Here is a 26,565-nt window from a genome sequence, read left to right on the forward strand (position 1 = left end):
TGCAAGTTTCTAAAAACTTGTACGTTTTTTATAGTAAACCGGCTATTTAAAGGGGGTTTTACGTAAGAAATGCCAATAAAAAAGAGGATCTGGTTGTACGTACTTTTAACCAAATCCTCTTATATATATCATTTCTTTCGACAAACACCCTGCGTTCCGTTATCCCTTCACTATCTGGAGATTTTTCGTAGAGTTTCTTTCAATCAATTCGGGTTCATATACGACAGAGGAGATAGAATCTTGGTTCCTGTTATCTCTTTCATTCTTGGCATCTATCAATTCAACAACCACTTGTGCCGCCTTTTCCCCCATTTTGCTCTTCGGGTGGGCGATAGTAGTCAGTTTCACTTCAGATAATTGAGCGAGGATAGAATCATCATATCCCACTATCGAGATATCATCGGGTATTGATAACATCCTTCCTCTCAAAACATCTAAAATATTCAACGCAAGTTCATCATTATAGCAGACCAGTGCAGTTGGTATTTCGGAGGAGGACAGAAGCGATTCTAACTCTCTTGAGGGCTTCAGGAATTTCTCTTCTGTACTGTATGTGACGATATTTTGCGGATCAATCTGCAAACGGTTGGCCCGATGGGCTTTGATAAACCCCTTCATCCGTTTTACTCCTTGCAAATCATCCGTTTTAAAAAAACCGACGATATTTTTATGCCCTTGTTTTATAAGATGCTCCGTCTGGGTAAACCCCCCTTTTTCATCATCCATCACAATATAAAGGGGTTCCAGTTCCTCGTAAAAGGCATTGATCATTAAATAGGGGATATTCAGCCTTTCTAAATTTAAGTACAAGTTGATGTTCGGGTTGCTGAATGCGCTTTGCGTAGGCTCGACAATCACACCATCATACTGCTGCGTCAACAGCCTCTCCAATATTTCCTTTTCGTTTTGATGATTATTATTCGTACTGAACAACGTCACATTGTAACCCTTATCGCTTAGGTATGATTCTGCACCGCGAATAATAGAAGGAAAAATATAATCAGAAATATACGTCGTGATAATGGCAATGCTTTTTTGACCGTTCCTGCCTTTTTCCTCTAAATGGGAACGATCGGCACAAAATGTGCCAGAACCTTGTTCCCGATATAGCCACCCTTGATTCACCAGGTCACCAATAGCTAAACGGACTGTATGCCGGCTGACATTAAATTGTTTCATTAGTTCACTTTCAGAGCTTATTTTTTGATTAGGCCGAAAGGTGCCATCGAGTATTTTTGATTTTATCGCTTGTTTTACCATACTATGCTTCGTTTGCATGTAAACACCTCAGTTTATTATCCATTCCGTAAGTTATTCGTATAAGTTACCCTTGTCAGTATAACACCTCCTTCTATGAAAGGCTATGGTTCCAAAACATTATCCGTTCTTGCCCGTATCTCCCTTAGACATAAAAAGGACAGAGATTTTGTTTATCATCTCTGCCCCACACTCATTGTTATTTCCAGACAGCTTCATTCCATTTCAGCTCGTTTTTTAATTGACGCACGTTGGTATCCTTGTCGATAACAATACATTCCATCCGTGTCATTTCCGCAAAATCCAAGAGCTGATCAGTCGTTACATTAAAGGATAAAACCGTATGATGGGCGCCCCCTGCATAAATCCAAGCTTCTGTAGCCACGCTCAATGATGGTTGAGGTTTCCAGAGGACCTTGGCTACTGGCAGATTCGGTGTTGCGAACGGCGGTCGCTCCGCAGTCACTTCATTGACTACTAATCGGTACCTGCCGCCCATCTCGATGAGAGACGCATTAACAGCATGACCACCGCGTCCGTCAAATACCAGTCTGGCCGGATCTGCTTTTCCTCCCATGGTCAGAGGATTGACAACGATCTCTGGTTTCGTGTCAGAAACCGTAGGACAAATCTCCAGCATATGGGATCCCAAAATCATCTCGTTCCCCGGCTCCAAGTGGTACGTATAATCCTCCATAAAAGAGGTGCTTTGATTGTTGGCAATGATTTTCATCATTCGCAGCAATGCAGCGGTACGCCAATCCCCTTCACCAGCAAAACCATACCCCTCGGCCATCAGACGTTGTGCGGCCAATCCCGGCAATTGCTTCATGCCGTGTAAATCCTCGAAATTCGTCGTAAATGCCGAATAACCTCCCCGTTCCAAGAATTGTTTAAGGCCTATTTCTATTCTTGCCTGTTCCTTTATGGAGTCTCTGTTTTCAGCCTCATCACGGATGTTGTAGAGACGTTGGAATTCTTCATACAAGGCATCGACCCGATCCTCTTCCACCCGGTTGATTTCCTCCACCAAATCACCAATCCCGTAATAGTCAACGGACCAGCCAAACTTTATTTGGGCTTCGATTTTGTCCCCGTCGGTAACTGCCACATTACGCATGTTGTCGCCGAAACGGGCCACCTTGATATTCCTACCTTCCACAACGGCCACCGCTGTCTGCACCCAGCTCGAGATTTTATTCAAGACTTCCGGACTACGCCAATGACCGACCACCACTTTGCGGGCAATGTCCATCCTCGTCCCGATAAACCCATACTCCCGATCTCCGTGGGCTGACTGGTTCAAATTCATGAAATCCATGTCTATATCCCGCCATGGTATGTCCCGGTTGTACTGAGTATGCAGATGGAGCAGCGGCTTTTGAATACTGCCGAGTCCTGCAATCCACATCTTCGCCGGTGAAAATGTATGCATCCAGGTTATGATTCCCGCACAATTTTCATCCGCATTTGCCTGCTGACTTAGATGATAAATTTCTTCTGCTGTCGTAAGCACAGATTTAAATATTATTTGAAAAGGGAATGCTCCTTTTTCATTCAGCCCTTTCACTAGTTGGACCGAATGCTCTTCCACTTCTTTCAATGCATCGTCTCCATAAAGGTGCTGACTTCCCGTGATAAACCAAAACTCGTAAGGTTTCATCTTCAACATCAATGTTCCTCCTCTGCCCAGTTAAACGATCATTATTTCAGGTAGTTTTCACTGCTTCTTTTCTCACATCTGCTTTTACATGCTTCAACCGTTTCATCACATCGTTTTCGCCACGCCCGAAGTAGTCATGCAGCCTGTTGTATTCTTGATAGAGCCGTTCATAAACGGTTACATGCTCCGGTATTGGCCGGACAATCTCTTCTTTTACTCGACCCATTTTTTCTGCAGCTTCTACGATGGAATCGAAACCACCCTGCCTTTTTCCAGCAGCAACAGCGCTAAACATAGCTGCTCCAAGGGCCGGAGTCTGCCTGGAATCGGCAATCCGGATTGGCCGGTTGGTGACATCGGCATAAATCTGCATTAATAATTTATTTTTTTGCGGAAGTCCACCGCATGCATACAATTCGTTAACTGGCACGCCATTAAAATGGAATGCGTCGACTATTTTTCTTGTACCGAAGGCAGTAGATTCGAGAAGCGCGCGATAAATTTCTTCCGGTTTTGTTTGGAGTGTAGCTCCGATCAACAGACCACTCAATTCAGTATCTACAAGCACCGAGCGGTTGCCGTTCCACCAATCAAGGGCCAATAGTCCAGATTCTCCCGGTTTATATGCGTTCGCCCGGGTTTCCAGCCATTCATGGACGCTGACGCCCTTTGCTTCAGCTGCCTGGAATATTTCTTCTGGACAAGCCTTATCAACAAACCAGGCAAATATATCACCCACTGCCGACTGTCCTGCTTCATAGCCATAATAGCCCGGAATTATCCCATCTTCTACGACGCCACACATACCTTCCACTTCTCGCTCTTCTGTTCCGAGCAGCATATGGCAAATCGATGTTCCCATGGCCATCACCATTTTCCCCGGCGAAACCACCCCCATCGCCGGAACGGCAGCATGGGCATCAACATTTCCGACAGCTACTGCAGTACCAGGTTTCAACCCTGTTATACGCGCCATTTCTTCAGTCAATCCCCCGGCTCTTGTCCCCAACGATACCACTTCGCCCCGAAGCTTTGTGTCTGTCAGGTTTTCGAGCTTAGGATCCAATGCTTTGAAAAAGTCTTTGTCCGGATAACTTTCCCGCTTATGCCATATTGCTTTGTACCCCGCAGTACAGCTATTACGCAAAAGCTGATTGGTCATCCTGGAAACGACCCAGTCCGTTGCCTCTACGAATTGATCGGTTTGTTCATAGATGTCAGGAGCTTCATTGAGGATTTGCCATATTTTCGCTATCATCCATTCAGAAGAAATTTTCCCTCCATAACGAGGCAAAAACGATTCTCCACGGGTTGCGGCCGTTTCATTCAACTTGGTCGCTTCCGGTTGTGCTGCGTGGTGTTTCCACAGTTTCACCCAGCTATGTGGATTATGTGTCAAGGAAGGATCGAAACATAGCGGATTGCCTGTATTATCGATTGGGAGCATGGTACAAGCAGTAAAGTCGATTCCGATACCGATGATGTCCCCCGGATTGACGGCGGATATTTTCAATACGACAGGTATGGAATGACGAAGCACTTCCAAATAATCATCCGGATGCTGCAAAGCCCACTCCAAATCTAATTTTTCCCCCGTAGGGAGCTGATCGGTCATCACACCGTGTGGATAAGCCGTTACATGATCCGCGATTTCTCTTCCATCGTTCAAGGAAACAAGTACAGCCCTGCCTGATTCTGAACCAAAGTCTACTCCGATTGCATATTTTTCTGTCATTGCCTATCTCCCTCCTTACTTATTTCTGTCCATAGTAAGCACCAGTTCCATGTTTTCTCAGGTAATGCTTATCCAATAATGCGTGATCCATGTGGTCCACCTCTGGATTCAACTGAAAGGTATGCAAGGCCATTTTCGCCACTTCTTCGAGCACAACTGCATTATGGACAGCTTCCCGGGCATCCTTTCCCCAGTTGAATGGCGCATGGCTATGTACCAGTACACTTGGCACCCGTTGGTAGTCAAGATTTTCAAAGGCTTCTACGATGACTTTTCCTGTTTCCAACTCATAATCTTGTTGAATTTCCATTTCAGTCATCCGACGCGTGCATGGAATGCTTCCATAAAAATAATCGCCATGGGTAGTACCGAGTGCTGGTATCGCTTTCCCTGCCTGAGCCCAACTCGTAGCCCAGGGAGAGTGAGTATGGACAATGCCTCCGATATCTTTAAATTGCCGATATAGAACAAGATGTGTAGGCGTATCCGAGGACGGCTTTAAAGTACCTTCCACGACATTGCCCTGCAAATCGACGACCACCATGTCTTCTGCAGTAAGATTCTCATATGCCACTCCGCTTGGTTTAATGACAACGAGTTGGCTCTCTCTTTCGTAACCGCTTACATTTCCCCAAGTAAAGGTCACCAATCCATGTTTGGGTAAAGCAAGATTTGCCTCCAACACTTCCTGTTTTAGCTGTTCGAGCATGCTGCTACCCCTTTCGTTAATGAGTTATCATTATTTGTACGTATAAGTTAATGATAACTACATAATAATTCAAATTGTACGTACAATCAATACTTTCAAAGGAATATAAAGAAAAAATGTTGGGAAGGAGAAAGAGGAAGACTGGGAGAGCAAAAGCTTCGTAGTGTAGACAGATGTCAGAAAGGGGGCTGAGTTGAAGAGCTCCTGACAGAAACTACATCCATTCTACTATTACAAAAAAAGCCCAACCAAACCTGGTTGAGCCTTTCACTAGTGGGGAATTTTATCATCATGCTTCCCTTTATGATGTTTATGTTCGATAACAAAACCGTTCTCTTCAAGCATTCGGTAGTGTTCATCAAGATGCTCGATGATTTTGTCGGCTTTTTCCTTCTCGATCACACCGAACTCCACATATTTGCTGATAATCCCTTTGCGCTTATCAAACATATCCTGATACATGATTGCCAGCTCTTTTTGTTGGTTTTCCGTTAGTTCTGGCATGGTTTCTGTTGGCTTCTGGTCCTCCGCCTGAATGCCGCCTGCACCTGTAAACAAAACGGCTGCCAGTAGCGCAATGGCCCAACAACTTCGATAAAAACGCCGCATCGCTATCCCTCCAATCTATGACTCGTTATCGTCATTTTTTGCATCTTTTGCAAAACTATACAAAAAAGAAGTGGGGACATGGCATTCAGCCGTTTCAAAAACGATCAAGGATTGCACAGATATGGGAGATTAGCGATGAGAAAGGGAATTCAGCACAAAAGGGCAAGTTTGTATGTACGTATTTTTTATAAAAGAAAACGAACGGGTTCGAATGCTGTGGAATTCGAATCACCGCTCGGTTTCTGTTTTATCCGTATGCTTCAACCCCTGGGCCTTTCCGGTTATTGTTGAAGATTGACGACCATGCGCCCTTGAGCTTTTCCTTCCAAGATGGTATTCAAGGCTTCCGGTAAATCTTCCAGACGGATTTCTTTTTCAATGTATTCCGTCAATCCAGCAGGCTTCAAATCATCTGCCAGTCGTTCCCAAACTTTTTTACGAATATCCATCGGACAATTAACAGAGTCAACCCCCAACAGTTGGATACTGCGGCTGATGAACGGAAATACTGCTGTAGGAACGGAAGTGCCACCCGTCAAGCCACTGACAGCTGCCGCTCCTCCGTATTTCAGCTTCGCAAGCAACGCAGCGAGCTGTTCACCACCGACAGGATCGACTGCCCCGGCCCACTCCTGTTTGTCCAGCGGACGGATTTTCCCATCATAGACTGCTTCACGGGAAACAATCTCGTCAGCACCAATATTGCGTAAATACCCATGGGCACTCTCTTTTCCTGTGCTGGCTACTACATGGTAGCCCCGTTTGGCCAGCATCGCAATCGCAGTACTGCCCACGCCGCCCGTTGCACCTGTAACCAGGACCTTTCCTTTATCCGGATTCAATCCTGCTGCTTCCAATTGCTGAATGGACAGGGCGGCGGTGAAGCCTGCTGTTCCGAAAATCATTGACTCTTTCAAAGACAATCCATCCGGAAGCGGCACAATCCACTCTGAGGGAATTCTGGCATATTCACTGTAGCCGCCATAATGACCGGTTCCGATTTGATAACTGGTCGCGATCACTTTATCTCCGGGTTTAAACTGGTCATCTTCCGACTCAACCACTTCACCAGAAAGATCAATCCCTGGAACCATCGGGTAGGTCTCCACTATTTTGTTATCGGGTGTGTTGGCCATTGCATCCTTGAAATTGACGCTGGAATAATGGACTTTGATCAACACTTCTCCCTTTGGCAGCTCTTCCGGTTGAAGGGTCCTTATACCGGCCGAAAAGCCAGATTCTGTCTGATTCACTTTGTATGCTTTAAATGATTGCTTCATATACATACTCCTTTCCCGTCTATCCTTCTCCTATGTATTTCCACCTATGCTGGCAGAATAATCTTTCTTGCTGCCCATCTTTCATTCTCCCTTGTAAATTGCTTTACAGAACGGGCTTAACAAAAAAACGCAACCGGATAAACGGCTACGTGTTGAGAATGAATTTCACATCCGGGTGCTGGTAAACTGTTTGAAAGTCGCCGTTCTCCTTTAAATTATTATACAGGTCTTCCGGCGAAAACCAAAGAAAGTCGTTTTCCAGCTTATAATCAGCTCCATAGTAATAGCTGAGCCAAATCAGTTTCGAGCAGTATATATATTCCCAAGGATCATCCAGTGAGGATGACAGGTTGAATGAAAAAACAGGTGCCTGCTGCCCTTTTTCCTTGAATTCATTTAGATATCCTTCTGCATATTCCGCTGCAGCCTTACCGTCCTCCGAAGCTTTTGGCCGAAAGTGACCGTGGACAGGGTGCTTCGTCAAAAACTGGTGTATGGGAGCTTTGCGAATGGCCGGATGCAAGCCCGGCGATTCAATGACATTCTCTTGATCCACAACAAGCGCCGAATGCCCGACATATCCAGTTTTTATCTCATCGAGATTATCACTCGCGACCAGAATATCACCAGGTTGGAAATCCCTTTCTCTGAAGTCTTGCTGACCTATGCGAAAGTTCCAGCCGGTAAAAGCTACAGGTCTTCCTGTCGGCAGTTCAAAAGAGATAATTTGTAACTGATGGAATCCTTCCCGAAGCATGGTCGTATCGATGGAAAAACGACCGCCTTGCACTTGCACCATATACAACAACTGATCGATATAAACACTGTGCCCGACATCTTCCCTGAGGAAGCCTGATTGGATCGTAATACGTTCCGGTTCCTGATTTAATTGGAAATGACTAGTCAATTTCATCACCGCCCATAGCTAACCTATTCAGTGGCAGTGAAAAATGTGCTTAACTTGCCTGTTTTTGCTTCCTTTTCTGCATGACTTTTTTGACGAACGGTGCATGATACATGTAATCAAAAGCAGTGCTTATTACCAGTCCGTGCAATATAACCCCCACTATTGTCAGCAGTACCACCGTCACCTGGCCAATTGCTGTGGCCGGTGCGAAGTCCGCCTGCCCAAAAAAAGTGAGACTCATCAAACTGCCGAGCAATGCTTCCCAGTAACTCGTCAATCCTGGCTCGTAATAATACAACGGAATGATAGATACAAATACCAAAAACATGGTGACGGAAAAAGTCGTCCCTATATGTTGACGTCGTAAAAGCTTGAGGAAAGGCTTCGTATAGTATTTGGTGATTGTTTTCAATCGCAGTAAATGCAGAATCCTGGCTAAGCGCGCAAATTGGAAGACTGCATCTAAGGGAATTACAGCAATGAGGAGAAAAGGATTACTTTTGATGAATTGCCATTTGTGCTTGCTGCGCAGAAAGCGGTAAACAAAGTCGACGAAAAATATAGCCCAAGTGACCCAGACGATATAACCGTCATACTGGGTGCTTTGCCAAATCGTTGCAATCGAGCATGCAGCCAGAAAAATCATGAATATTTCATAAACAAACTGTTTTTTTGATTTAGTCTGCAAAATCGGCATCCGGGCACCTCCGTTCTCCGTTTCGATAATCCATCGTTTTCAGTATAACGGAAAACAAGGAAGGCTTAAAAGGATAGAAAATCACCACTCCACCCATATTATTAAGTCCTCCATTTCCTTATAATCCGAACATGCATAGGGTGTTGTGAACGTTACTTTCTTTTAATCGTAACCACGCCTCTTTGGCTTGGTACTTCGCTCATTTGAAAGTTATACGAAAAAATCAAAAAACCGAACGAATTCGAGTGCTTACCATTTCGAATATCGCTCGGCTTTTAGTTGTTCACCATGCATTTTGAAGCTACTTTTATTTAAAACACAATCGTTTTGTTTTGATGGACGATGATCCGGTCTTCCAGCTGCCACTTGACCGCCCGTGCAAGGACGCTCCGTTCGATCGATTGTCCGATTTTCTTCATGGCCTCACTGTTGTCGCGATGGTCTACGCGGCTGATATCCTGTTCAATGATCGGCCCTTCGTCCAGTTCATCGGTAACAAAATGAGAGGTTGCCCCGATTAATTTCACACCGCGCTGATAGGCACGCTCATATGGATTTGCACCGACAAAAGCCGGCAGGAAAGAATGATGAATATTGATGATCTTGTTCCTGTTGGCTGCCACGAAGTCTGGTGTGAGGATTTGCATATAACGTGCCAGAACGATCAAATCGATGTCATATTCCTTTAACAGTTCCAGCTGTTTCGCTTCTACCTGTTGACGAATATCCTTGTTTGCCGGAATATGATAAAACGGAATACCCAGTGATTCAACAATCTCCTTTGCATCTTCATGATTACTGATGACGAGTGGAATATCTGCCATTAAATCGCCGCTCTGCCACTCCCATAACAATTCACGGAGACAGTGCAGTTCTTTACTGACGAAAATGGCGACCCGTTTTAGTTGATACACGTAACTGAACCGCCAATCCATTTGGAAGGATCGGGCGATTGCTTGGAACTTCTGCTCCAGTTCTTCTTTAATAGATGGAAGCTGTTCTGCTTCGAATACCACCCGCATAAAAAATTCCCCGCCGGCAGGGTCGGTCGTATATTGATTAGACTCGATGATATTTGCGCCCTGTTGGTATAAAAATTCAGAAACAGCCGAGACGATCCCCGGCTGATCCGGACAATGAATCAGTAACCTCGCTTTGTTTTTATTTTGTTCCTGGAAAGCACTCCATTTGGTTTGCAATGTATCTGTCATGAAAATCCCTCTTTTGCTAAGTATCTGCTTTTATATTGTACTCGATATGCACAATATATTTAAGGAAAGTGCAAGCATCTTGTCGTCTCCCGCAAGTTACCACGCCAGATACCAGTCCTGTTTATCCCGATTTGGTCTTCGAAACACCTTTTCTATACCAGCCACTGGATTGGTCTCTTATCCCTGAGCACCATACTTCCTGAAAAATGCAAAGCGGCAGACCTTTATGAAGCAAATACCTTTTCCATCACAGAAATGAATTGATCAATTTCCGTTTTATTGGTTGTCAATGGGGGCAGTATGCGGATTACGCTCGGCCCGGCTACCAAGACCAACAAATGGTGTTGTTCCCTCGCTTTTATCACATAATCCATTGCATTGCCTTCGACGACGATTCCCTGCAGCAGACCCTTTCCCCTGATTTCTTTGATGAAGGAAAACTGCTGTTTTAGACATTGTAGTTGCTCTTCTAAATAGGCACTCAATTCTGCAGCTTGATCAATCAGCCCATTGTCCATGATGTGCGTAATCGTCGCGAGTCCGGCTGTCGAAGAAAACGGGTTACCACCGAACGTACTGCCGTGCGAACCCGGTGAAAACGCGCTGGCCGCTTTTCGACCGGCGATGATCGCGCCGATTGGAATGCCGCTCCCCAGTCCTTTAGCAAGGCTGACGACATCCGGTTCGATTCCGTACTGTTCATAAGCGAACAAGGTTCCTGTTCTGCCAATACCAGTTTGTATCTCATCGATCATCAAAAGGATGTCGTTCTGCTTGCAAAGAGCCGCCAGCTGTTTCACCCAATCTTCGTCTGCCGGAATGACTCCCCCCTCTCCCTGAACAAGCTCGAGTAAAACAGCACAGGTTCTGTCGGTGACCAACTGTTCCAGCGCTCTCTTGTCATTATAGGGCAAATAGCGGAACCCTTCGGCCAGAGGGGCAAAGCCTTGTTGAATTTTATCCTGTCCCGTAGCTGCCAAGGTAGCTAGTGTCCGCCCATGGAACGATTGACTAAAGGTGACGACCTCGTATGCATCGGTCCCCTTGATTTCCTGCGCATATCTTCTCGCCAGTTTGATAGCTGCTTCATTTGCTTCAGCTCCGCTGTTGCAGAAAAACACCTGGTCGCCAAAGCTATGCTCCACCAGTTTTTCCGCCAATTGCTCCTGAGCCGGTATATGGTATAAATTCGAACAGTGCCAAATTTTATCCAGCTGATTTTTCAATTGTTGCTTGACACTGTCAGGTGCGTGCCCTAAATTGCATGTGGCGATGCCTGACGTATAGTCGAGATATTTACCGCCTTTGTCATCCCATACCCAGCTTCCCTTTCCTTCGACCAAGGTAAGAGGAAAGCGATTATAAGTGGGCATGAGCATAGGGGCTGCCGCTGGTATTGTTTGTTTAGACATATCCAACCTCCGAAGTTAAACTGATTTTTGTTCCGACTGCTGCTCCCTGATAAAAAGACAGCAGGCTGTCCGCCACCAAACCATTCAAGATGACGGTTTCCGGCACTTGGTTCTTCAATGCCTGCAAGGCTGAACGGACCTTCGGAATCATCCCGCCGGTGATCGTGCCATCGGCGATAAGCTGTTCGATTTGGCTGCTGGTTGTTTCATGCAAAACCTTTGTTTCACCATTGTTCTCGACTAAAATGCCGGGGATGTCACTGATGTAACATAACCTTGCCTGCAATGCCTGTGCAACGGCAGCAGCCGCCATATCGGCATTGACATTCAACTTGTTTCCTTCTTCATCCATGCAAATCGGGGAGATGACTGGGATGAATCCTTGGTCGACGAGATGGTGGAGAATCGAAACGTGCACCTTTTCCACCGTACCGACAAAACCAAGTGCAGCATTGTCAGACTGGGTTGCCTGCAGCAGTCGGCCATCCACTCCGCTTAGACCGAATCCTTTCCCGCCTTGTTGCTGCAGTTTTTGGACAAGCTGTTTGTTCATGGTTCCGCTCAAAACCATTTCCGCAACTTCCAATACTTCTTTTGTGGTCACCCTCAATCCGTCGACAAATTGAGTTTCCACCTGCAGGCGGGACAGGGTCCGGGAAATCAGCGGACCTCCACCGTGAACAAGCACCGGCTGGACCTCTCCCTTATTATGCAGTTCTGCGACATTCTGATAAAAAGCAGGAGGCAGCTGGAAAAAAATACTGCCACCGCATTTGATCACTACATATTCCAATCCGATCCCTCCCTCAAGTACGGTACGATGCATTTATCCGTACATAATCATAAGACAAGTCACAGCCCCACGCAGTAGCCGTTCCGGTTCCGCTGCCTAAATCGGTGTGGATCGAGACATGCTCCTGTAACAAATAGTCCTTTGCTGCACTTTCATCGAACACAACAGGCATTCCGTTGTCAACTACCAGTACCGGTCCGAGCGAGATGCTGACTTTGCCGGGATCAACAGGCTGGCCGCTGTAACCGATCGCTGTAATGACCCGCCCCCAATTGGCGTCGGCTCCATGAATAGCGGTCTTTACCAGGTTGGAGGATATGATTGCCTTGCTGACGGCACGAGCCGCCTGGTCTGACTCCGCTCCTTCCACCTGAACCTCGACTAATTTAGTGGCTCCTTCTCCATCGCGGGCGATTTCTTTGGCCAGTGTTTCACAAACTGCCGCAAGCCCTTGTTTGAAGAGAAACCAGTCCGGGTGTCCTTCATGCAGCTGGCGGTTTCCCGCTTTTCCATTCGCAAGCACGAGCACCATGTCATTTGTACTTGTATCTCCATCCACCGTGATCATGTTGAATGAGGTATCGGTGATTTCCCTCAAGGCCTGTGACAAGGCATCTGCTTCAACTGCAGCATCGGTCGTTATAAAACTCAGCATCGTCGCCATGTTCGGGTGGATCATTCCCGATCCTTTGGCCGCTCCGCCGATCGATACTTTCTGCCCATCGATTTCGAGTTCAACTGCCACCGCTTTTTCCCGGGTGTCTGTTGTTAAAATGGCCTGCCCGAATCTATTTGAATGATTGTTGTCCTGCAGCTGGGTTTGGTCAATTCCGTATTTGATTTTCTCCATCGGGAGGGGCTCACCGATCAAACCGGTAGATGCAATGGCCGTCAACTCCTCGGGGACACGGAAGGCGTCCGCTCCCCACTTCCGCATTTGATAGGCATCGGCCATCCCTCGTTCGCCCGTACACGCATTGGCGATGCCGGAATTGACTAGCAGTGCCTGGATTTTCTGCCCGCTGTCAATGCTTTCCTGGGTGACCTTAAGCGGAGCAGCCTGAAAAGTATTGGTCGTATAGACACCGGCTGCTGTGGCGGGAACCTCCGAATAAACCCAACCAAAATCCAGTTTCGTTTTTCGAATGCCGCAGTGGACTCCCCCGGCCGTAAACCCCCTGGGAGTGGTTATGCTTCCTTTTGGCAACAGGGTCAATTCGACCGCTTGTTTTACTTGCTCTGTCATTTTGTCGCACCCTCCTTATGGATAAATAGGTAAGTAGTTTAATCCTGTCGTGACGTCCCAGCCTTTCAATAGATTCATATTTTGAATGGCCTGGCCTGAGGCACCCTTCACTAAGTTGTCGATGACCGAAATGATCGTCAATTTTCCCGTCCTTTTATCTGCATGAATGCCGATGTCACAGTAGTTGCTTCCATAAACCTCTCTCGTTGCCGGAAGCTCGCCGTTCATCCGGATGCGGACAAACGGCTGTTCCCGATAAAACGCTTTGAACACTTCGATTATTTCATTAGTAGAAACTTGCCGGGTAAGGTCAGCATAGATCGTACTCATAATCCCCCTCGTCATCGGGATTAGATGAGTGGAAAACGTCACTTGCACAGGGTGTCCTGCTGTTCTTGTCAGAATCTGTTCGATTTCTGGTATGTGCTTATGTTGTCCTAGTTTGTAAGCTTTCAAATTTTCATTCATTTCCGGATAGTGAGTGCTTGGCGAGGTACCGCGTCCGGCTCCAGAAACACCCGACTTGGCATCGACGATGATCGAACGATCTTCGATCAAGCCGGCGTGAACGGCCGGCAGCAGTCCGAGCAATGTGGCGGTCGGATAGCAGCCCGGATTGGCTATGAGTTTAGCACCTGCAACCTCTTGGGCATAAATTTCACTTAATCCATATACCGCTGTTTTCAAATAGCTTTCATCAGCTGCAGGGGAACCGTACCATTCTTGATAGTCCGTCGGTGACGTCAGGCGAAAGTCACCAGAGAGGTCGATGCATTTTACGTCACGCTCCACAAACTGCGGCGCGAGATCTTTGCTGACAGCTGGCGGCGTGGCGAAGAAAACCACCTCGACTCGCTCAGCCAGCTCCTCTACCACAAGCTCTTCCAAAGGCTTTTCCAGCAAGCCGTCTGTGTGGGGATAAACTGCACCCAGCACCCGGCCGCTTTGTGAATGGGAAATAACCGCTTCAATTTCTGCATATGGATGATTATATAAAAACCGTATCAGTTCGATGGCCCCGTAGCCGGTCCCACCGATTATCGCTACCTTCACCGTGAATTCTCACTCCTGACCTTTCAATTGATTGGTAAATAATTATACTTTATTATGCATTTTTATACAACCGCATTTTTTCTTTTTTTTCGAATTTTCGCCTTCATGCTTTTCTTCGACCGGATAACCTATAATCAAATCAGATGCCAGCTAAAATGGAGAGTGTTACCATTAAAATAAAACGACTTTTATTATGGAAAGAAAGGGAGAGAAGCATGACTCAAAATCAAGAAATCCAATTAGTGAAAAGACCAGAGGCAATGCCGACTGAAGAACATATTCGCATGATGGATACGGAAATGCCCGAGCCCGGAAAAGACGAGGTACTGCTAAAGACGGTGTACGTGTCGGTCGATCCGTATATGAGGGGCCGGATGAGCAGCGCCAAGTCTTACGTAGAACCATTTGCTCTCAACAAAGCCATCAGCGGCGGCGTGATTGCCCAGGTGGTAGAATCTAATGCAGAAAATCTTCAGCCAGGGGATGTTGTCACCGGAACGTTGCCATGGGCAAAATATTCCACGGCGCCCGCAGAGACGCTTAGAAAAGTAAATCCGGAACTCGGACCAGTCACGACCTCTTTAGGTGTGTTAGGCATGCCTGGATTGACTGCATATTTCGGCCTTACCGATATCGGAAAGCCGAAAGAAGGAGAGACAGTCGTCGTTTCAGCTGCAGCTGGTGCAGTTGGATCGATTGTCGTACAAATTGCGAAAATCTATGGTGCCCATGTAGTGGGAATCGCCGGCAGCGAAGAAAAAACCCGCTATTTGACCGAAGAACTGGGCGCCGACAAAGCCGTTAATTATAAAACCGACAACCTTCCGGAAGCATTGGCCGCAGCTTGCCCTGACGGTGTCGACGTCTATTTTGACAATGTCGGCGGAGAAGTGTCGGATGCAGTATATCCCCTGCTGAACGACCATGCCAGAATTCCCCAATGCGGCTCCATAGCTACTTATAATGATCCGGATGCTCAAGGGCCGCGATTGCAAATGCATATCGTCAAATCCCGGGCGTTGATCAAAGGGTTCATTGTCGGAGATTACCAGCCCCGGTTCAAAGAAGGTTTCAGCAAGCTTGCAGAATGGGTGGGAAATGGCAAGCTGACGTATGAGGAAACAATCAAAACCGGATTCGACCAGATTCCGGAAGCTTTTTTCGGTTTGTTCACAGGAGAGAACATAGGTAAACAGCTAGTCAAAACAGCCGAATTAGAATAAACAGAAACAATCAAGCCGATTTGTCGACAGAACACGGACAAATCGGCTTTTCACTTAACTATGGACGGAATGTCCTTCTTTCCACGACACCCCTCGACAGTCTTGTGCAATTTGGGGCAGAAATGAGCAATCTTGGTGATTTTCTTTCTATGAAACTTGTACTATAATAAACACTAATTTAGTTTGTCAGGAAGAAGTTGATCCGATTGAAAAAACTGCTTATTCTATTACCTTTTATATGCTTGGCGTCCATCTTTTATTTATTCTATAAAACCACCTCTTTGCCCGCCAAAGTGGAAGAAAAAACTCCGGCAGCAAATCCATCCGTAAAACAGATCGCCGAACCGGTCGTCCAGTCTAACGCTGAGCTGCAGATTGGAGAAAAACAAACCAGCAACCCGGTACTCCGTAAAGGGGATAACTATTACTTGCCGGCCGCCCCGATTTTGGCTTATCATCCATCTACCGAACTGGCTTACGATCCGATTCTACAGGTAGCTACCGCAACGGTAGACAAAGAGACGCTGCATTTTCCCCAGTCCAGGGAAAGTGGTTACCAGAACATGCTGGAAGCTTTAAAGACGGATTCAATCGAACAGGAACAAGTGATTCCCTATGAAAATAAGCTTTATGCCACGGCAGACTTCCTTAAGCAGTTCGATATCCCGATTGCTAAACAAGAACAAGATGACGAGCTTTTATTTATACTCGATATTCCCGAAGAAAAAGCGGATTTGCCTTTGGACGTGCCACTTATCGAGCAAATGGCGGCCCCCCGTCTTTATAACGGCTGCGAGGTAACAAGCATGGCCATGATTCTGAATTATCACGGGGTGAACGTGACGAAAAACGAACTGGCGGAAAATGTGAGTGTCGTCCCGCTCACCTACGAGAGCGGCTTGAAGGGAAATCCTAACGACGGGTTTGTCGGGAATATGGCAGACGGCCCAGGCCTCGGAGTCTACCATGGACCAATGCTCGATTTGGCGAAACAATATGTCGGTGACAGGGCAGTCGATTTAACCGGCAGCAGCCCCGATGCGATTTATCAATCGTTGGATGAAGGGCTTCCTGTATGGGTCATTACCACTTCCTCCTTTGCTCCTGTCGGCGGCTTTGAAACTTGGCAGACCCCGAGCGGCGAAGTGGAGGTGACATTCAGCCTGCACAGCGTGGCTGTAACCGGTTATGATGACGAATCCGTGTACATCAATGACCCATATGGAGGTAAAAACAAACCGGTGGGTCGGGACAATTTTGAAAAGGCCTGGGAGCAAATGGGCAGCCAGGCAATCGTTATCAAAGAATAAACAAGTGGCTTAGAGAGACTTAGAGATGACGTAGCAGCGATGGAATAATCGAATTCTATCATTCAATTGATCACCGCAAAGGAAAAACAACGAAGGAAAATGGTTTTGCCTGGATGGATTTCCTTTCATTCTTCCGTTTCTGACCGCTGTGTCAAGATACCAGACTTCAGCGGGATGAGTGCGAGTCGGCGCCTCCCCGCTGATAGTGAAGTATCTTGACGGAGTGGAGAGTTACACTGAATAATCGTTCGTTTTTTCTTTCTTCCCTATTCCCTTGCTCACGATGTTTATGCATCCTGATCGATAACAGCGTTTTCCAACGTCCCAATATTTTCGATTTCCATCGTAACCCGGTCTCCAGCTTTCAAAAACTGCGGCGGGTCCATCGCAAAACCGACTCCGTGCGGGGTGCCTGTCAAAATAATATCGCCCGGTTCCAGTGTCATTAGTTCCGAGAGGAAGGAGACGAGGTAAGGAACATCGAAAATCAGCTCGCTTGTACTGGAAGATTGTCGCAGCTCGCCATTGACGTAAGATTTCACTGCCAGTTTTCCCGGGTCCTCGATTTCATCCGCTGTTACAATCCAGGGACCAATCGGTGTACTTCTATCGAGTGTCTTTCCCTGAAGCCACTGCGGCGTCCGTTTCTGTAAATCACGAGCTGAGATGTCATTGCCGATTGTATATCCCGCAATGTATTGATTCGCATCTTCTCTGGAAACCCCTTTTGCACGCTTCCCGATCACCAGAGCAAGTTCGACCTCATAATCAAGTTTTTCTGTGGCCGGAGACTTTTCGATACTGTCTTCCGGACCGATCAGGGAGTTGGCAAATTTGGCAAACAGCACCGGGTGTTGCGGGATAGTACTATTCATTTCTTTTACGTGGTCTGCATAATTGGTGCCGATGCAAATGATTTTTCCCGGATTAGGCACTGGAAGCTCGAGCTTCACGACAGCTCGCTCCACTTCCGCAGTTGTCACTTGCTGCTCCACTGCATATGCATAAGCCTTCTGCGCCTGACGGATGCCTTTCCGGCCCAAGTGATAGAAATCAGTCGGATTGGATGGCAGCAACAGTGCATCCGCTTCTTCACTTTTTGACAGAAGGAACTGCCTATGGGATTCCTGGAGATCAATAATACGATCACCATGGACTGCGCCCATGCGTGGCTCTCCAAGCTTGTTTTTATAGGTATAACTGACCAGCTTCATCTTTTTTCCCCGCTTTCAAAAAATTTCGGTAATGATATTTTTATTATAAAGGATTCATGGAACAAAAGCGCAATCGTCTGTTTAAAGGAGCACAGGCTAAAGCCGCCACGTCCTGTGGCAACGCCTGCATGACCTATATCCTGTGGGCCTCCGACAAGCTTAAGAACAGCCTCGCCGTGGCGCTTTTTGCCACACAGAGGGTGGGCTTAAGACCTCGAGGGGGTAGGCGCTGGAGCTGGACGTAGCTGTTTCAGCCAATAATTATCCAGTCCATTACATTTTCATTTCCTATACAACAAAGAAAAAGCATTCAAGCTTTCTGAATGCTTTTCCAATTATTTAGGGAGAACATCAATAAATGCTTTATAATCCCGGGCTTTCACCAGTTTTTGCACGATTGCCGGGTCATCGATTACTCTGCCGAGCAAGTCATACATGGACTGCAAGTCGGCTGTGCTGTCCTTTTCCACACTGAGCAGGCAGACAAATTGCACGCGTTTCCCGCTCCAGTCAATCGCCCGATTCAAAGTACAAAACGCCAAGAATGTTTGATTCGACTGCGGGGTAATGGGATGAGGAACGGCCACCAAATTTCCGAATGCTGTAGGAGCCACAGCTTCCCTCTCTTCCACTGCCGCAAGGAAGGTCCCGTCCACCAGTTTTTTTTCTGTCAAAGTGTCGGCGAAAAACTCCAGGACCTCCTGTTTCGAAGCGAAATCCTTTTGTAAAAACACCAAGTCCTGCTTAAAGTAATCGGCGATACTATGTTTCGGATCGGCTACAAATGTCTCGATCTTCTTCAAATCGGCGTCTCCGAGAATGGTGTTCACTTCGATGACCGGCACCGGAAGTTGCTCAGAAATCGGAATCGAGCTTACGATAAAATCAATGTCTTGAAAAGATGCCTGATTCAACCTGTAGTACTCAGTCGTCCCGACAACGTCCAGCTTTTCTCCGAATTGTGATTTGAGCTTATAAAACAGTAACTGTGCACTGCCCATCCCGGAGGCACAAACAACCAGGCACCGCTTCGGTCCTGTTTTCAGTTTTTGCCTCTCGATGGCCGCCCCAATATGCAACGCCAAGTAACCGATTTCATTCTCGTCGATTTTGGCATCGGTGTATTCTTCGAGCACAAGACCAGCAATAAGACCGGCTTCAAAGGCCAACGGGTAATTGCTCTTGATGTCCTCCAACATTGGGTTCCGAATATTCATTCCGTATTTATAGCGATTGATGGCCGGCTTCAAATGAAGGCCCAGGCTGATGATCAGCTCTTGGTCTTGCTTGATGCCAAGCGCCAGTTTTTCTTCGATTCGGTCGAGGATGCTCATCACCACTTGATAGATATCATCCTCCATCACCTGATCGATTTCCATACCGGTCTGATACAGCATTTTTGTCCCTAGTAAATGAATGGCTATATAGGCAACCTCTGGCTGCGGAAAAGCGACTTGAAAGCTTTCCTCGACCCGCCCGACGATTTTCTTGGCGACCTGGTATTCCTTTTTGTCGAGAATGTCATCTAAATCTTTATTGTACAACGAGACATGGTATCCATTTTTTATCCGTTGATAAGCGATTGCCAAATGGATAAATAAATTGTTGATGGCAATATCGGACAGGGTCAGTCCGTTTTCCTTGATTTGATTCATGATGATTTTCCAAATAACCGTCAAGTCTTCCTTCGCCAGGGAAGTCAGCTGGTCATTCAACAGATTTTGCCCGGCCTCTTCGCTACGGTCAAAAATATACTCCGCCATACAAAAGCGCAGTTTTAACTCACTGCCGGTGGCTTTCAAGCCATAATTCGGACGGCTTTCCAAATGGATATCATAGTTAGCCAATATTTTTTTTGCATTCTTTAAATCATTTTGAATCGTAGACTTGCTGATGTGCATTTCATCTGCCAAGTCATCCAGCTTCAAGTAATGATCTGTTAGCAGCAGCCTTCTGATCAGGTAAGCGATCCGTTCCTCCGGAAGATCAGGAAGGAGCGTGCCTTCACCTGTTTCCTCTTCCAAAACCTCCTGAAGAAACTTGCGAAATCGTTGGTCATCCTTGATGTAGAGCTTATATCCAGTTCCGCGAATCGATTCGATTTCTGCTCCGTTATGGAAGAGTGTGGCGTCGAGCTGTTTGACATCCTCCCTTGTCGTCCTGGATGTCACTTGATTGATGCTGGCCAAGTAGTCACTTGTCAATGGCGAACGGGCTGCCATTAATTCACGCAGTATAGTGATGGTCCGGGAGTTCATCTAAACGCCTCCTTTCATCGAGGGCTGACTCGTTCCTTCACGCGGAAAAAAGGTTCTGATGGCATCAGAACCTTTTCCAACTGAAAGGATTTTTCCCAATCCACGATTGGTTGCGAGGTACTGTTCTTTTATTATACTACTGTTTCAAAAAATTGTGGCAAGTGTGCTTTATGCGCTTCCAGCATTTCATCGAGAATCTGTTTGGCAACCGTGTCGGATGGGACAAGCGGGTTGATCGTCATGGCAAGCAGTGCTGTACGATAATCACCAGTCACAGCTGCTTCAGCCGCTGTCCGCTCAAACGATTTGATTTGCTGGACAAGTCCCTGTACAGGGACAGGTAATTCTCCTACCTGAATCGGTTTCGGTCCATCCTTGGTGATCACACAATTGACTTCGACAGCCGATTCTGCAGGGATGCCGGAAATTGCTCCGTTGTTTCTCGTATTGACCGGCTGGATATCCCCCCTGTTGTTGTAAATCGAGTCGATCAGGCTACAGGCAGCATCACTGTAATAAGCTCCTCCCCGCTCTTCAAGCTGAGGAGGTTTGATCGCCAATTCTGGGTCGCTGTACAGTTCAAACAATTCCTTTTCCAACTGCTGGACAACCTCTGCGCGCGAGCCCGCTTCGTTTGCTTCTTTTTTCTCCTGGTTCAGCATTTTATCTGTTTGATAATAATAACGATGATACGGACATGGAAGGACTTTCAATGCCCGGATGAATTCCGGCTCCCAGCCGAGATCGACGATGTTTTTCATCGTCATGCTCTCCCCGCTTGTCAGTTTATCCAATACCTGGCTGGTAACTTCTTCACCGTCCAAGTAAACGCGGAGTCCGAAAACCATATGGTTCAAACCGGCAAAATCAATGTGTACTCTATCGGGTTCGACTTCCAGCATCTCCGCCACGCTCATCCGCATTCCGATCGGCACATTGCAAAGCCCGACCGTTTTTTTGATGTCGGTATAACGCAAGACAGCTTCTGTCACCATCCCGGCTGGATTGGAAAAGTTAATTAGCCAGGCATCAGGGCATAACGCCTCTATATCCTTGCATATGTCCAGTATCACAGGGATTGTTCGCAAACCTTTAAACAAACCACCAGGACCATTGGTCTCCTGTCCGATGACATCATATTTCAGAGGGATTTTTTCGTCTTTGGCACGTGCCTCCAACAATCCCACCCGAATTTGCGTCGTAACAAAATCTGCTCCAGGCAGCGCTTCCTTGCGGTCATAGGAAAGCTTGATTTCCATCGGGACACCCGCTTTTTTCACCATTCGTTTGGCAAGTGCTCCTACGGTTTCCAGCTTATCTTGACCTTCCGGAATATCGACGAGCCACAGTTCCCTTATCGGAAGCTCGTTATACCGTTTGATAAACCCTTCTACCAACTCAGGTGTGTAGCTTGATCCCCCACCGATAGTCACCACTTTGATACCAGTCATTATTTTCACGCCTCTCCACTGTTATCGTCATTGCTCTTAGTCAAATCCGCAAAAAAAGGATGGAAAAAAAGACGCAGCGGAATGATTACAATCAATCGGTTCCCGCTGCGCCTCCCCTAATCAGTCGCAGCAAGGTTAAAAGCCATTATTTTCTGCAACTTGTTTGATCCAATCAGCACTTTTCTTCGGTGTTCTTTCTTTTGTTTCTATATCTACGGAAAAGAATCCATATCTATTCTTATAAGCATTCATCCAGGACCAATTATCCATGAATGACCATAAATGATACCCTTTTGTATTGGCCCCTTCTTCGATTGCTTTATGAAGCCATTCTAGATGACCTTTAATAAATTCGATTCGATAATCATCCTGGATTTGGCCGTTTTCGATAAAGCGATCCTCGTCCTGGACACCCATTCCGTTTTCAGATATGAAGGATTCGATGTTGCCATAGTTTTCTTTCAGATTCATCATGATATCGTAAATACCTTTTTCGTAAATCTCCCAGCCGCGATATTTGTTCATTTTCCGGCCCGGCATCTCGTAATGATCAAAGAACCATTCCGGCATGAACGGACTGTAAGGGTTAGGCAGGGTTTCTTTCGCTTTGACACGGCGAGGCTGATAATAGTTAACACCAAGCAGATCCACTGTGTTGTTTTTGATCAATTGTTTATCGCCTTGTTCTGTCACAGGCAGCTGGCCATGTTCCTCTAGGATATCGATCAATTCTTGTGGATATTCCCCTAAAACAGACGGATCTAAGAAACTGCGGTTGAAGAACAAATCAGCAATACGTGATGCCCTTAAGTCAGCCGGGTTCTGGCTTCTCGGGTAAGAAGGAGTCAGATTCAAGATGATACCTATTTTTCCCTCTTTGATATCAAATGTGCGGAACGCCTCGACTGCCTTGGCGTGCGCCACCATCGTATGGTACCCAACCTGAGCAGCCCGCTTGGCATCTACTACGTTCGGGTAGTGGAAATCATACAGATATCCGCCCTCAACCGGAACGATTGGCTCGTTGAACGTAAACCACTTGCTTACTCTGTCGCCAAACAATCGGAAAGCATGCTTGGCATATTCGGCATAAGCCTCCACGACGCCCCTGCTTTCCCAACCGCCCTCGTTTTGCAGTTCAAGGGGCATGTCGAAGTGATACAAATTGACAAACGGCTCAATGTCGTTGGCAATCAATTCATCGATTACATTATTATAAAAGGTGACTGCCTCTTGATTCACTTCCCCGCGACCTCCGGGGATAAGACGGGACCAGGAAATCGATAGACGAAACGTATTATGGCCGATTTGCTTCATCAGCTGGACATCTTCTTTATAGCGATGATAGAAATCAGAAGTGGTCTGTGGTCCTACTCCTTCAAAAAAACGGTTCGGCTCTTGATCATACCATTCGTCCCAAATGTTTCGGCCTTTCCCGCCTTCCTTGGCAGCTCCTTCGATTTGCGTGGCAGAGGTAGCGCTTCCCCACCAGAACCCTTCCGGAAATTTGTATTGAACAGACATAGCTATTACCTCCAGTTACTTGTGTCGATATATTTCGATGATTTCCACGGCTAAATCTCTGACGGTCATCGAGGTCATCAGGTGGTCCTGTGAATGCACGAGAATCACATTCACAGAAGCCCCCTCCCCGCTTGCTTCTTCTTGAAGCAATTTTGTTTGATAACCGTGCGCTTTGCCAAGCTCCTCGCCTGCTTCTTCGATGAGACGGTCGGCTTCAGCAAAATTTCCTTCTTTTGCCTCCTGGATTGCTTCCATGGCACTCGACTTGCCATTCCCAGCGTACAAGATGATTTGAAAAGCAATTTCTGTTAAGTTATCCATCGGTTATTCCACCTTCGAGTCTCAAGTTAGTTACATATTTACCGTTTCATTCCGCTGCTCTTCCGCAGAATTTTCATTTTCATAATATTGTTTATCCATGATTTTCAGGAACGGCCACCAGATGACAAACACCACAGCGATGTTGACCAATTGCAAGGCCCCGCCCTGCCAGCTGTTGCCTGTCGCCAAGAATCCACTCAGCACGGTTGGCGTTGTCCATGGCACGATGACACCATTCGGATAAGGAACCATACCAGAAGCCATCGCAAAATAAGTGATGAACGTAACGATAACAGGCGCGATCAACCAAGGAATGATGACCAACGGATTCATGATGATCGGAAGACCGAATATCACCGGTTCGTTTACGTTAAATATTCCTGCCGGTGCTCCCAATTTACCCAATTCTTTCAATTGACGACTTCGCCCGATCAGGAAGATACCGATGATAACCGCCAAAGTCATACCCGATCCGCCGATTCCGACGATGAAGGTATCAATGAACTGCTTGGTGACAATGTTCGGAAGTTCCTGCCCGGCATTGAAAGCTTCCAGGTTTTGGTTGTTCAAAGCGTACCAGATTGGATCAAATACAGAGTTGACGATAATCTGACCGTGAAGCCCGAAGAACCAGAACAATTGAATCAGCAATACTGCGATCAATGTAGCCGGCAGTCCGCTTCCAAGTGCTGTAAGTGGTTCTTGAATCAAGGTATAGATGAAGTTTTGTACGGTATCGAATGGTGTGTAGCTGAAAATGATTCTGACAACCAGGAATATAGACAATGTCAACGTAATTGGAATAAGGGCACTGAAGGAACGGGATACAGCATCCGGTACACCTGCAGGCATTTTGATTGTCCAATCTTTCTTTACAAAGAATCGGTACAATTCAGCCGCAAAGAAAGCGGTGAAAATACCAAGGAACATCCCTTCCGCTCCCAAGCTTGCAGTCGGGATGACCCCGCCGACTTGCTCGACAGTTTTATTTGCCGTTTCGAAATCGATGACTTGCGGTGTAAGAATCAAGAATGAAGCCAGGGCAACCGCACCGCCATAAATCGATTCGCCTCCATAATGCTCTGTCAGCTTATAGCCAATGCCGATAATGACGAACAACCCCATAATGCTCAAGGTGGAAGCAGATGCAGGGCCTAAAGCCGCCTGGTATGCTTCGTATGCACTTTCACTGATCCACTGATCAAGGAAAGGAAAATTGGCGATTACGACAAAAATGGAACCGAAGATGATGAATGGCAAAGCAACCATAAAGCCGTTACGCAATGCGGTCAAATAGCGGTTGTTGTTTAATTTGTCCGCTATCGGCATCAGAATGTTTTCTAAAACCTCCATGAATTTGTTCACGTTTATTCTCCCCTTTTTTCCAAAACGGCCCGCCGTATCCAACGTACTTTGCCACGCTGGCTTGAACGGGCCTGTTTTATTCTGTTAAACTATCATTCACCCATTAGTTCTAAAGCTTTATTCAAAACAGCCGCGCCATCGACTCTGCCATAAGATACCGGGTCGATGACATCAAGCGGAATGCCAACTTCCTCTGCTGTTTTGGAAAATTTCTTTTTCATAAAACGCATTTGCGGTCCGATCAAAAGTACATCGGCACGCTCCATTTCTTTCGGTGCTTTATCTTGTGCGACAGCCCAAATTTCAGCTTCGATGCCTTTTGCCTCTGCCGCCTCTTTCATTTTCGAAACCAATAAGCTGGTGGACATTCCTGCTGAACATGCGAGTAATATATGTTTCATCTATAATTCCTCCTCAGATGCTGTTATTTTGTATCTGCTTTCATTGTAGGTTACAACCGCTTTCATGAACACACATTGTTTTTCCGTTGCACAACGGAAATGATTATGCGCTTACATTTTGTTCCGTTGGCTTAGGGAGGTGTAAACCGATAGGTAAAGCTGAAAAGTAGTAAATACTTGAAACTTTCAGCATTAAATAATCGTATAGGAATAGATTAAAAATTTTTCAGGTTGCCTCATTCAAACAAATGGAGAGGAATAATAATATGGGAAAACCAAAGTTTCGTGGACTAGGAATTATCCTTGGCGTTGGGATTGGTACTAGCGTCGGAGTGGCCATTGATCAAGTAGCGATAAGTATAGCAATCGGCATTGTGTTAGGATTAACAATTGGTTCTATGGTAGACAAACGGAATCAACACTAAAGGTAGGATTTGATATATTTTCGGGGAGGGTGCAGATGGGGACTGTCAATGCACTGACAACACCGGAAGAATGGAAAGATACATGGGAAAGTTCGATGAATTCACCAATATTAGTCTTTAAACATAGTACTTCTTGTATGATTAGTGCAAGAGCCTTCAAGCATGTAAAGGCTTTTTTTCAAACATCTGGTGAAGATAAAATAGATTGCTATATGGTAAAGGTTATCGAAAGCAGAAGATTATCACATCAGATTGCAAATGATACAAACATTCCTCATAAATCACCTCAAATTCTTCTGATAAATAAACAACAAATTGTATGGAACGCCTCACATTGGAAAATAACAGAAGACCGTATAAGGAAAGCGGTTATATAAAAACGTTGAAAGCTTGCTTCATCGGAAACAAGGAGTTATCGATGCGATTTCTCTTATTACTTAAGGATATACCAACACTACACTTTAATAGATCCTATAAAGCAGGCTGCCCCATTACGTTTTT

Annotated in this window: 24 protein-coding genes; 4 read left to right on the forward strand and 20 right to left on the reverse strand. The window is 46.2% G+C overall.

The genetic code is table 11. From position 1 onward, the window contains the following. Nucleotides 1–159 precede the first annotated feature (159 nt). The 13 genes from F6X55_RS12815 to argC all read right to left on the reverse strand — a co-directional run bounded on the left by F6X55_RS12815 (nucleotide 160) and on the right by argC (nucleotide 14,572). On the reverse strand, nucleotides 160–1,278 hold the full coding sequence (locus F6X55_RS12815; RefSeq protein WP_026568750.1) for a GntR family transcriptional regulator: 1,119 nt from the start codon (nucleotides 1,276–1,278) through the stop codon (nucleotides 160–162). A 178-nt stretch (nucleotides 1,279–1,456) separates the two neighbouring features. Then, entirely contained in the window at nucleotides 1,457–2,929 is a 1,473-nt protein-coding gene (araA, locus tag F6X55_RS12820) for an L-arabinose isomerase (RefSeq protein ID WP_026568751.1), read from the reverse strand. Nucleotides 2,930–2,966: 37 nt separating this feature from the next. Then, a complete protein-coding gene (locus F6X55_RS12825; protein ID WP_153463795.1) occupies nucleotides 2,967–4,655 on the reverse strand; it encodes a ribulokinase in 1,689 nt (562 codons plus the stop codon). A gap of 19 nt (nucleotides 4,656–4,674) precedes the next feature. Continuing rightward, nucleotides 4,675–5,364, reverse strand: coding sequence for an L-ribulose-5-phosphate 4-epimerase (araD, locus tag F6X55_RS12830; protein ID WP_026568753.1), 690 nt, complete (start codon nucleotides 5,362–5,364; stop codon nucleotides 4,675–4,677). A 270-nt stretch (nucleotides 5,365–5,634) separates the two neighbouring features. Then, nucleotides 5,635–5,973, reverse strand: a complete 339-nt coding sequence (locus tag F6X55_RS12835; protein ID WP_153463798.1) for a YckD family protein — start codon at nucleotides 5,971–5,973, stop codon at nucleotides 5,635–5,637. A gap of 281 nt (nucleotides 5,974–6,254) precedes the next feature. After that, nucleotides 6,255–7,253 carry an NADPH:quinone oxidoreductase family protein gene (locus tag F6X55_RS12840; RefSeq protein ID WP_026568755.1) on the reverse strand — a complete coding sequence of 333 codons (999 nt, stop codon included), beginning with the start codon at nucleotides 7,251–7,253 and terminating at the stop codon, nucleotides 6,255–6,257. Nucleotides 7,254–7,398: 145 nt separating this feature from the next. Next, on the reverse strand, nucleotides 7,399–8,160 hold the full coding sequence (locus F6X55_RS12845; protein WP_153463801.1) for a C40 family peptidase: 762 nt from the start codon (nucleotides 8,158–8,160) through the stop codon (nucleotides 7,399–7,401). Nucleotides 8,161–8,209: 49 nt separating this feature from the next. Beyond that, the gene (locus F6X55_RS12850) at nucleotides 8,210–8,857 is read right to left on the reverse strand and encodes a hypothetical protein (RefSeq protein WP_153463803.1); all 648 of its coding nucleotides are present in this window, start codon (nucleotides 8,855–8,857) and stop codon (nucleotides 8,210–8,212) included. 311 nt (nucleotides 8,858–9,168) lie between these two features. Beyond that, nucleotides 9,169–10,068, reverse strand: coding sequence for a formyltetrahydrofolate deformylase (gene purU, locus F6X55_RS12855; protein ID WP_026568758.1), 900 nt, complete (start codon nucleotides 10,066–10,068; stop codon nucleotides 9,169–9,171). A gap of 224 nt (nucleotides 10,069–10,292) precedes the next feature. Then, a complete protein-coding gene (locus tag F6X55_RS12860; RefSeq protein ID WP_153463806.1) occupies nucleotides 10,293–11,480 on the reverse strand; it encodes an acetylornithine transaminase in 1,188 nt (395 codons plus the stop codon). Next, complete coding sequence (argB, locus tag F6X55_RS12865; protein WP_202616140.1) at nucleotides 11,473–12,273, reverse strand: acetylglutamate kinase; 801 nt, start codon at nucleotides 12,271–12,273, stop codon at nucleotides 11,473–11,475. The genes F6X55_RS12860 and argB overlap by 8 nt, the downstream gene beginning before the upstream one ends. 13 nt (nucleotides 12,274–12,286) lie before the next feature. Continuing rightward, nucleotides 12,287–13,519, reverse strand: coding sequence for a bifunctional ornithine acetyltransferase/N-acetylglutamate synthase (argJ, locus tag F6X55_RS12870; protein WP_153463812.1), 1,233 nt, complete (start codon nucleotides 13,517–13,519; stop codon nucleotides 12,287–12,289). 15 nt (nucleotides 13,520–13,534) lie between these two features. Continuing rightward, complete coding sequence (argC, locus tag F6X55_RS12875; protein ID WP_153463815.1) at nucleotides 13,535–14,572, reverse strand: N-acetyl-gamma-glutamyl-phosphate reductase; 1,038 nt, start codon at nucleotides 14,570–14,572, stop codon at nucleotides 13,535–13,537. 215 nt (nucleotides 14,573–14,787) lie between these two features. On the opposite strand from argC, the gene F6X55_RS12880 reads away from it, so the two are divergent. Beyond that, the gene (locus F6X55_RS12880; RefSeq protein ID WP_153463818.1) at nucleotides 14,788–15,795 is read left to right on the forward strand and encodes an NADP-dependent oxidoreductase; all 1,008 of its coding nucleotides are present in this window, start codon (nucleotides 14,788–14,790) and stop codon (nucleotides 15,793–15,795) included. A gap of 563 nt (nucleotides 15,796–16,358) precedes the next feature. Then, nucleotides 16,359–17,105, forward strand: a complete 747-nt coding sequence (locus tag F6X55_RS12885) for a C39 family peptidase (RefSeq protein ID WP_081704625.1) — start codon at nucleotides 16,359–16,361, stop codon at nucleotides 17,103–17,105. A gap of 287 nt (nucleotides 17,106–17,392) precedes the next feature. On the opposite strand, the gene F6X55_RS12890 is transcribed toward F6X55_RS12885, so the two are convergent. The 7 genes from F6X55_RS12890 to F6X55_RS12920 form a co-directional block, all read right to left on the reverse strand. Further along, nucleotides 17,393–18,319, reverse strand: coding sequence for a fumarylacetoacetate hydrolase family protein (locus F6X55_RS12890; protein ID WP_153463821.1), 927 nt, complete (start codon nucleotides 18,317–18,319; stop codon nucleotides 17,393–17,395). A 335-nt stretch (nucleotides 18,320–18,654) separates the two neighbouring features. Beyond that, complete coding sequence (locus F6X55_RS12895) at nucleotides 18,655–20,577, reverse strand: BglG family transcription antiterminator (protein ID WP_026771980.1); 1,923 nt, start codon at nucleotides 20,575–20,577, stop codon at nucleotides 18,655–18,657. Nucleotides 20,578–20,708: 131 nt separating this feature from the next. Beyond that, nucleotides 20,709–22,028 (reverse strand): 6-phospho-beta-glucosidase, encoded by a 1,320-nt coding sequence (locus F6X55_RS12900; protein WP_153463824.1) that lies wholly within the window; start codon nucleotides 22,026–22,028, stop codon nucleotides 20,709–20,711. Nucleotides 22,029–22,163: 135 nt separating this feature from the next. After that, nucleotides 22,164–23,552: a glycoside hydrolase family 1 protein gene (locus tag F6X55_RS12905; protein ID WP_026568766.1), complete on the reverse strand. Its 1,389-nt coding sequence runs from the start codon at nucleotides 23,550–23,552 to the stop codon at nucleotides 22,164–22,166. Nucleotides 23,553–23,567: 15 nt separating this feature from the next. Next, nucleotides 23,568–23,873, reverse strand: coding sequence for a PTS sugar transporter subunit IIA (locus F6X55_RS12910; RefSeq protein ID WP_026568767.1), 306 nt, complete (start codon nucleotides 23,871–23,873; stop codon nucleotides 23,568–23,570). Nucleotides 23,874–23,903: 30 nt separating this feature from the next. Further along, nucleotides 23,904–25,238, reverse strand: a complete 1,335-nt coding sequence (gene celB / locus F6X55_RS12915) for a PTS cellobiose transporter subunit IIC (RefSeq protein ID WP_153463831.1) — start codon at nucleotides 25,236–25,238, stop codon at nucleotides 23,904–23,906. A gap of 92 nt (nucleotides 25,239–25,330) precedes the next feature. Then, nucleotides 25,331–25,639 (reverse strand): PTS sugar transporter subunit IIB, encoded by a 309-nt coding sequence (locus F6X55_RS12920; protein ID WP_026568769.1) that lies wholly within the window; start codon nucleotides 25,637–25,639, stop codon nucleotides 25,331–25,333. A 266-nt stretch (nucleotides 25,640–25,905) separates the two neighbouring features. On the opposite strand from F6X55_RS12920, the gene F6X55_RS20460 reads away from it, so the two are divergent. After that, a complete protein-coding gene (locus F6X55_RS20460; protein ID WP_474103978.1) occupies nucleotides 25,906–26,064 on the forward strand; it encodes a glycine zipper domain-containing protein in 159 nt (52 codons plus the stop codon). Between the two features lie 35 nt (nucleotides 26,065–26,099). Continuing rightward, nucleotides 26,100–26,441 (forward strand): bacillithiol system redox-active protein YtxJ, encoded by a 342-nt coding sequence (ytxJ, locus tag F6X55_RS12925; RefSeq protein ID WP_237648662.1) that lies wholly within the window; start codon nucleotides 26,100–26,102, stop codon nucleotides 26,439–26,441. The last annotated feature ends 124 nt before the right edge of the window (nucleotides 26,442–26,565 follow it).

Origin of the sequence: Sediminibacillus terrae (assembly GCF_009602435.1) — a bacterium.
Lineage (GTDB): Bacteria > Bacillota > Bacilli > Bacillales > Amphibacillaceae > Sediminibacillus > Sediminibacillus terrae.

Coding starts and splice junctions, on each gene's coding strand:
- F6X55_RS12890 (WP_153463821.1), bottom strand. CDS start 18,319: ATGAAGCTGGTCAGTTATACCTATAAAAACAAGCTTGGAGAGCCACGC.
- F6X55_RS12900 (WP_153463824.1), bottom strand. CDS start 22,028: ATGACTGGTATCAAAGTGGTGACTATCGGTGGGGGATCAAGCTACACA.
- F6X55_RS12910 (WP_026568767.1), bottom strand. CDS start 23,873: ATGGATAACTTAACAGAAATTGCTTTTCAAATCATCTTGTACGCTGGG.
- argJ (WP_153463812.1), bottom strand. CDS start 13,519: ATGACAGAGCAAGTAAAACAAGCGGTCGAATTGACCCTGTTGCCAAAA.
- F6X55_RS12835 (WP_153463798.1), bottom strand. CDS start 5,973: ATGCGGCGTTTTTATCGAAGTTGTTGGGCCATTGCGCTACTGGCAGCC.
- F6X55_RS12895 (WP_026771980.1), bottom strand. CDS start 20,577: ATGAACTCCCGGACCATCACTATACTGCGTGAATTAATGGCAGCCCGT.
- F6X55_RS12825 (WP_153463795.1), bottom strand. CDS start 4,655: ATGACAGAAAAATATGCAATCGGAGTAGACTTTGGTTCAGAATCAGGC.
- ytxJ (WP_237648662.1), top strand. CDS start 26,100: ATGGGGACTGTCAATGCACTGACAACACCGGAAGAATGGAAAGATACA.
- F6X55_RS12885 (WP_081704625.1), top strand. CDS start 16,359: ATGCTGGAAGCTTTAAAGACGGATTCAATCGAACAGGAACAAGTGATT.
- F6X55_RS12880 (WP_153463818.1), top strand. CDS start 14,788: ATGACTCAAAATCAAGAAATCCAATTAGTGAAAAGACCAGAGGCAATG.
- araD (WP_026568753.1), bottom strand. CDS start 5,364: ATGCTCGAACAGCTAAAACAGGAAGTGTTGGAGGCAAATCTTGCTTTA.
- F6X55_RS12850 (WP_153463803.1), bottom strand. CDS start 8,857: ATGCCGATTTTGCAGACTAAATCAAAAAAACAGTTTGTTTATGAAATA.
- F6X55_RS12840 (WP_026568755.1), bottom strand. CDS start 7,253: ATGAAGCAATCATTTAAAGCATACAAAGTGAATCAGACAGAATCTGGC.
- araA (WP_026568751.1), bottom strand. CDS start 2,929: ATGTTGAAGATGAAACCTTACGAGTTTTGGTTTATCACGGGAAGTCAG.
- F6X55_RS12905 (WP_026568766.1), bottom strand. CDS start 23,552: ATGTCTGTTCAATACAAATTTCCGGAAGGGTTCTGGTGGGGAAGCGCT.
- F6X55_RS12860 (WP_153463806.1), bottom strand. CDS start 11,480: ATGTCTAAACAAACAATACCAGCGGCAGCCCCTATGCTCATGCCCACT.
- F6X55_RS12815 (WP_026568750.1), bottom strand. CDS start 1,278: ATGCAAACGAAGCATAGTATGGTAAAACAAGCGATAAAATCAAAAATA.
- F6X55_RS20460 (WP_474103978.1), top strand. CDS start 25,906: ATGGGAAAACCAAAGTTTCGTGGACTAGGAATTATCCTTGGCGTTGGG.
- purU (WP_026568758.1), bottom strand. CDS start 10,068: ATGACAGATACATTGCAAACCAAATGGAGTGCTTTCCAGGAACAAAAT.
- F6X55_RS12920 (WP_026568769.1), bottom strand. CDS start 25,639: ATGAAACATATATTACTCGCATGTTCAGCAGGAATGTCCACCAGCTTA.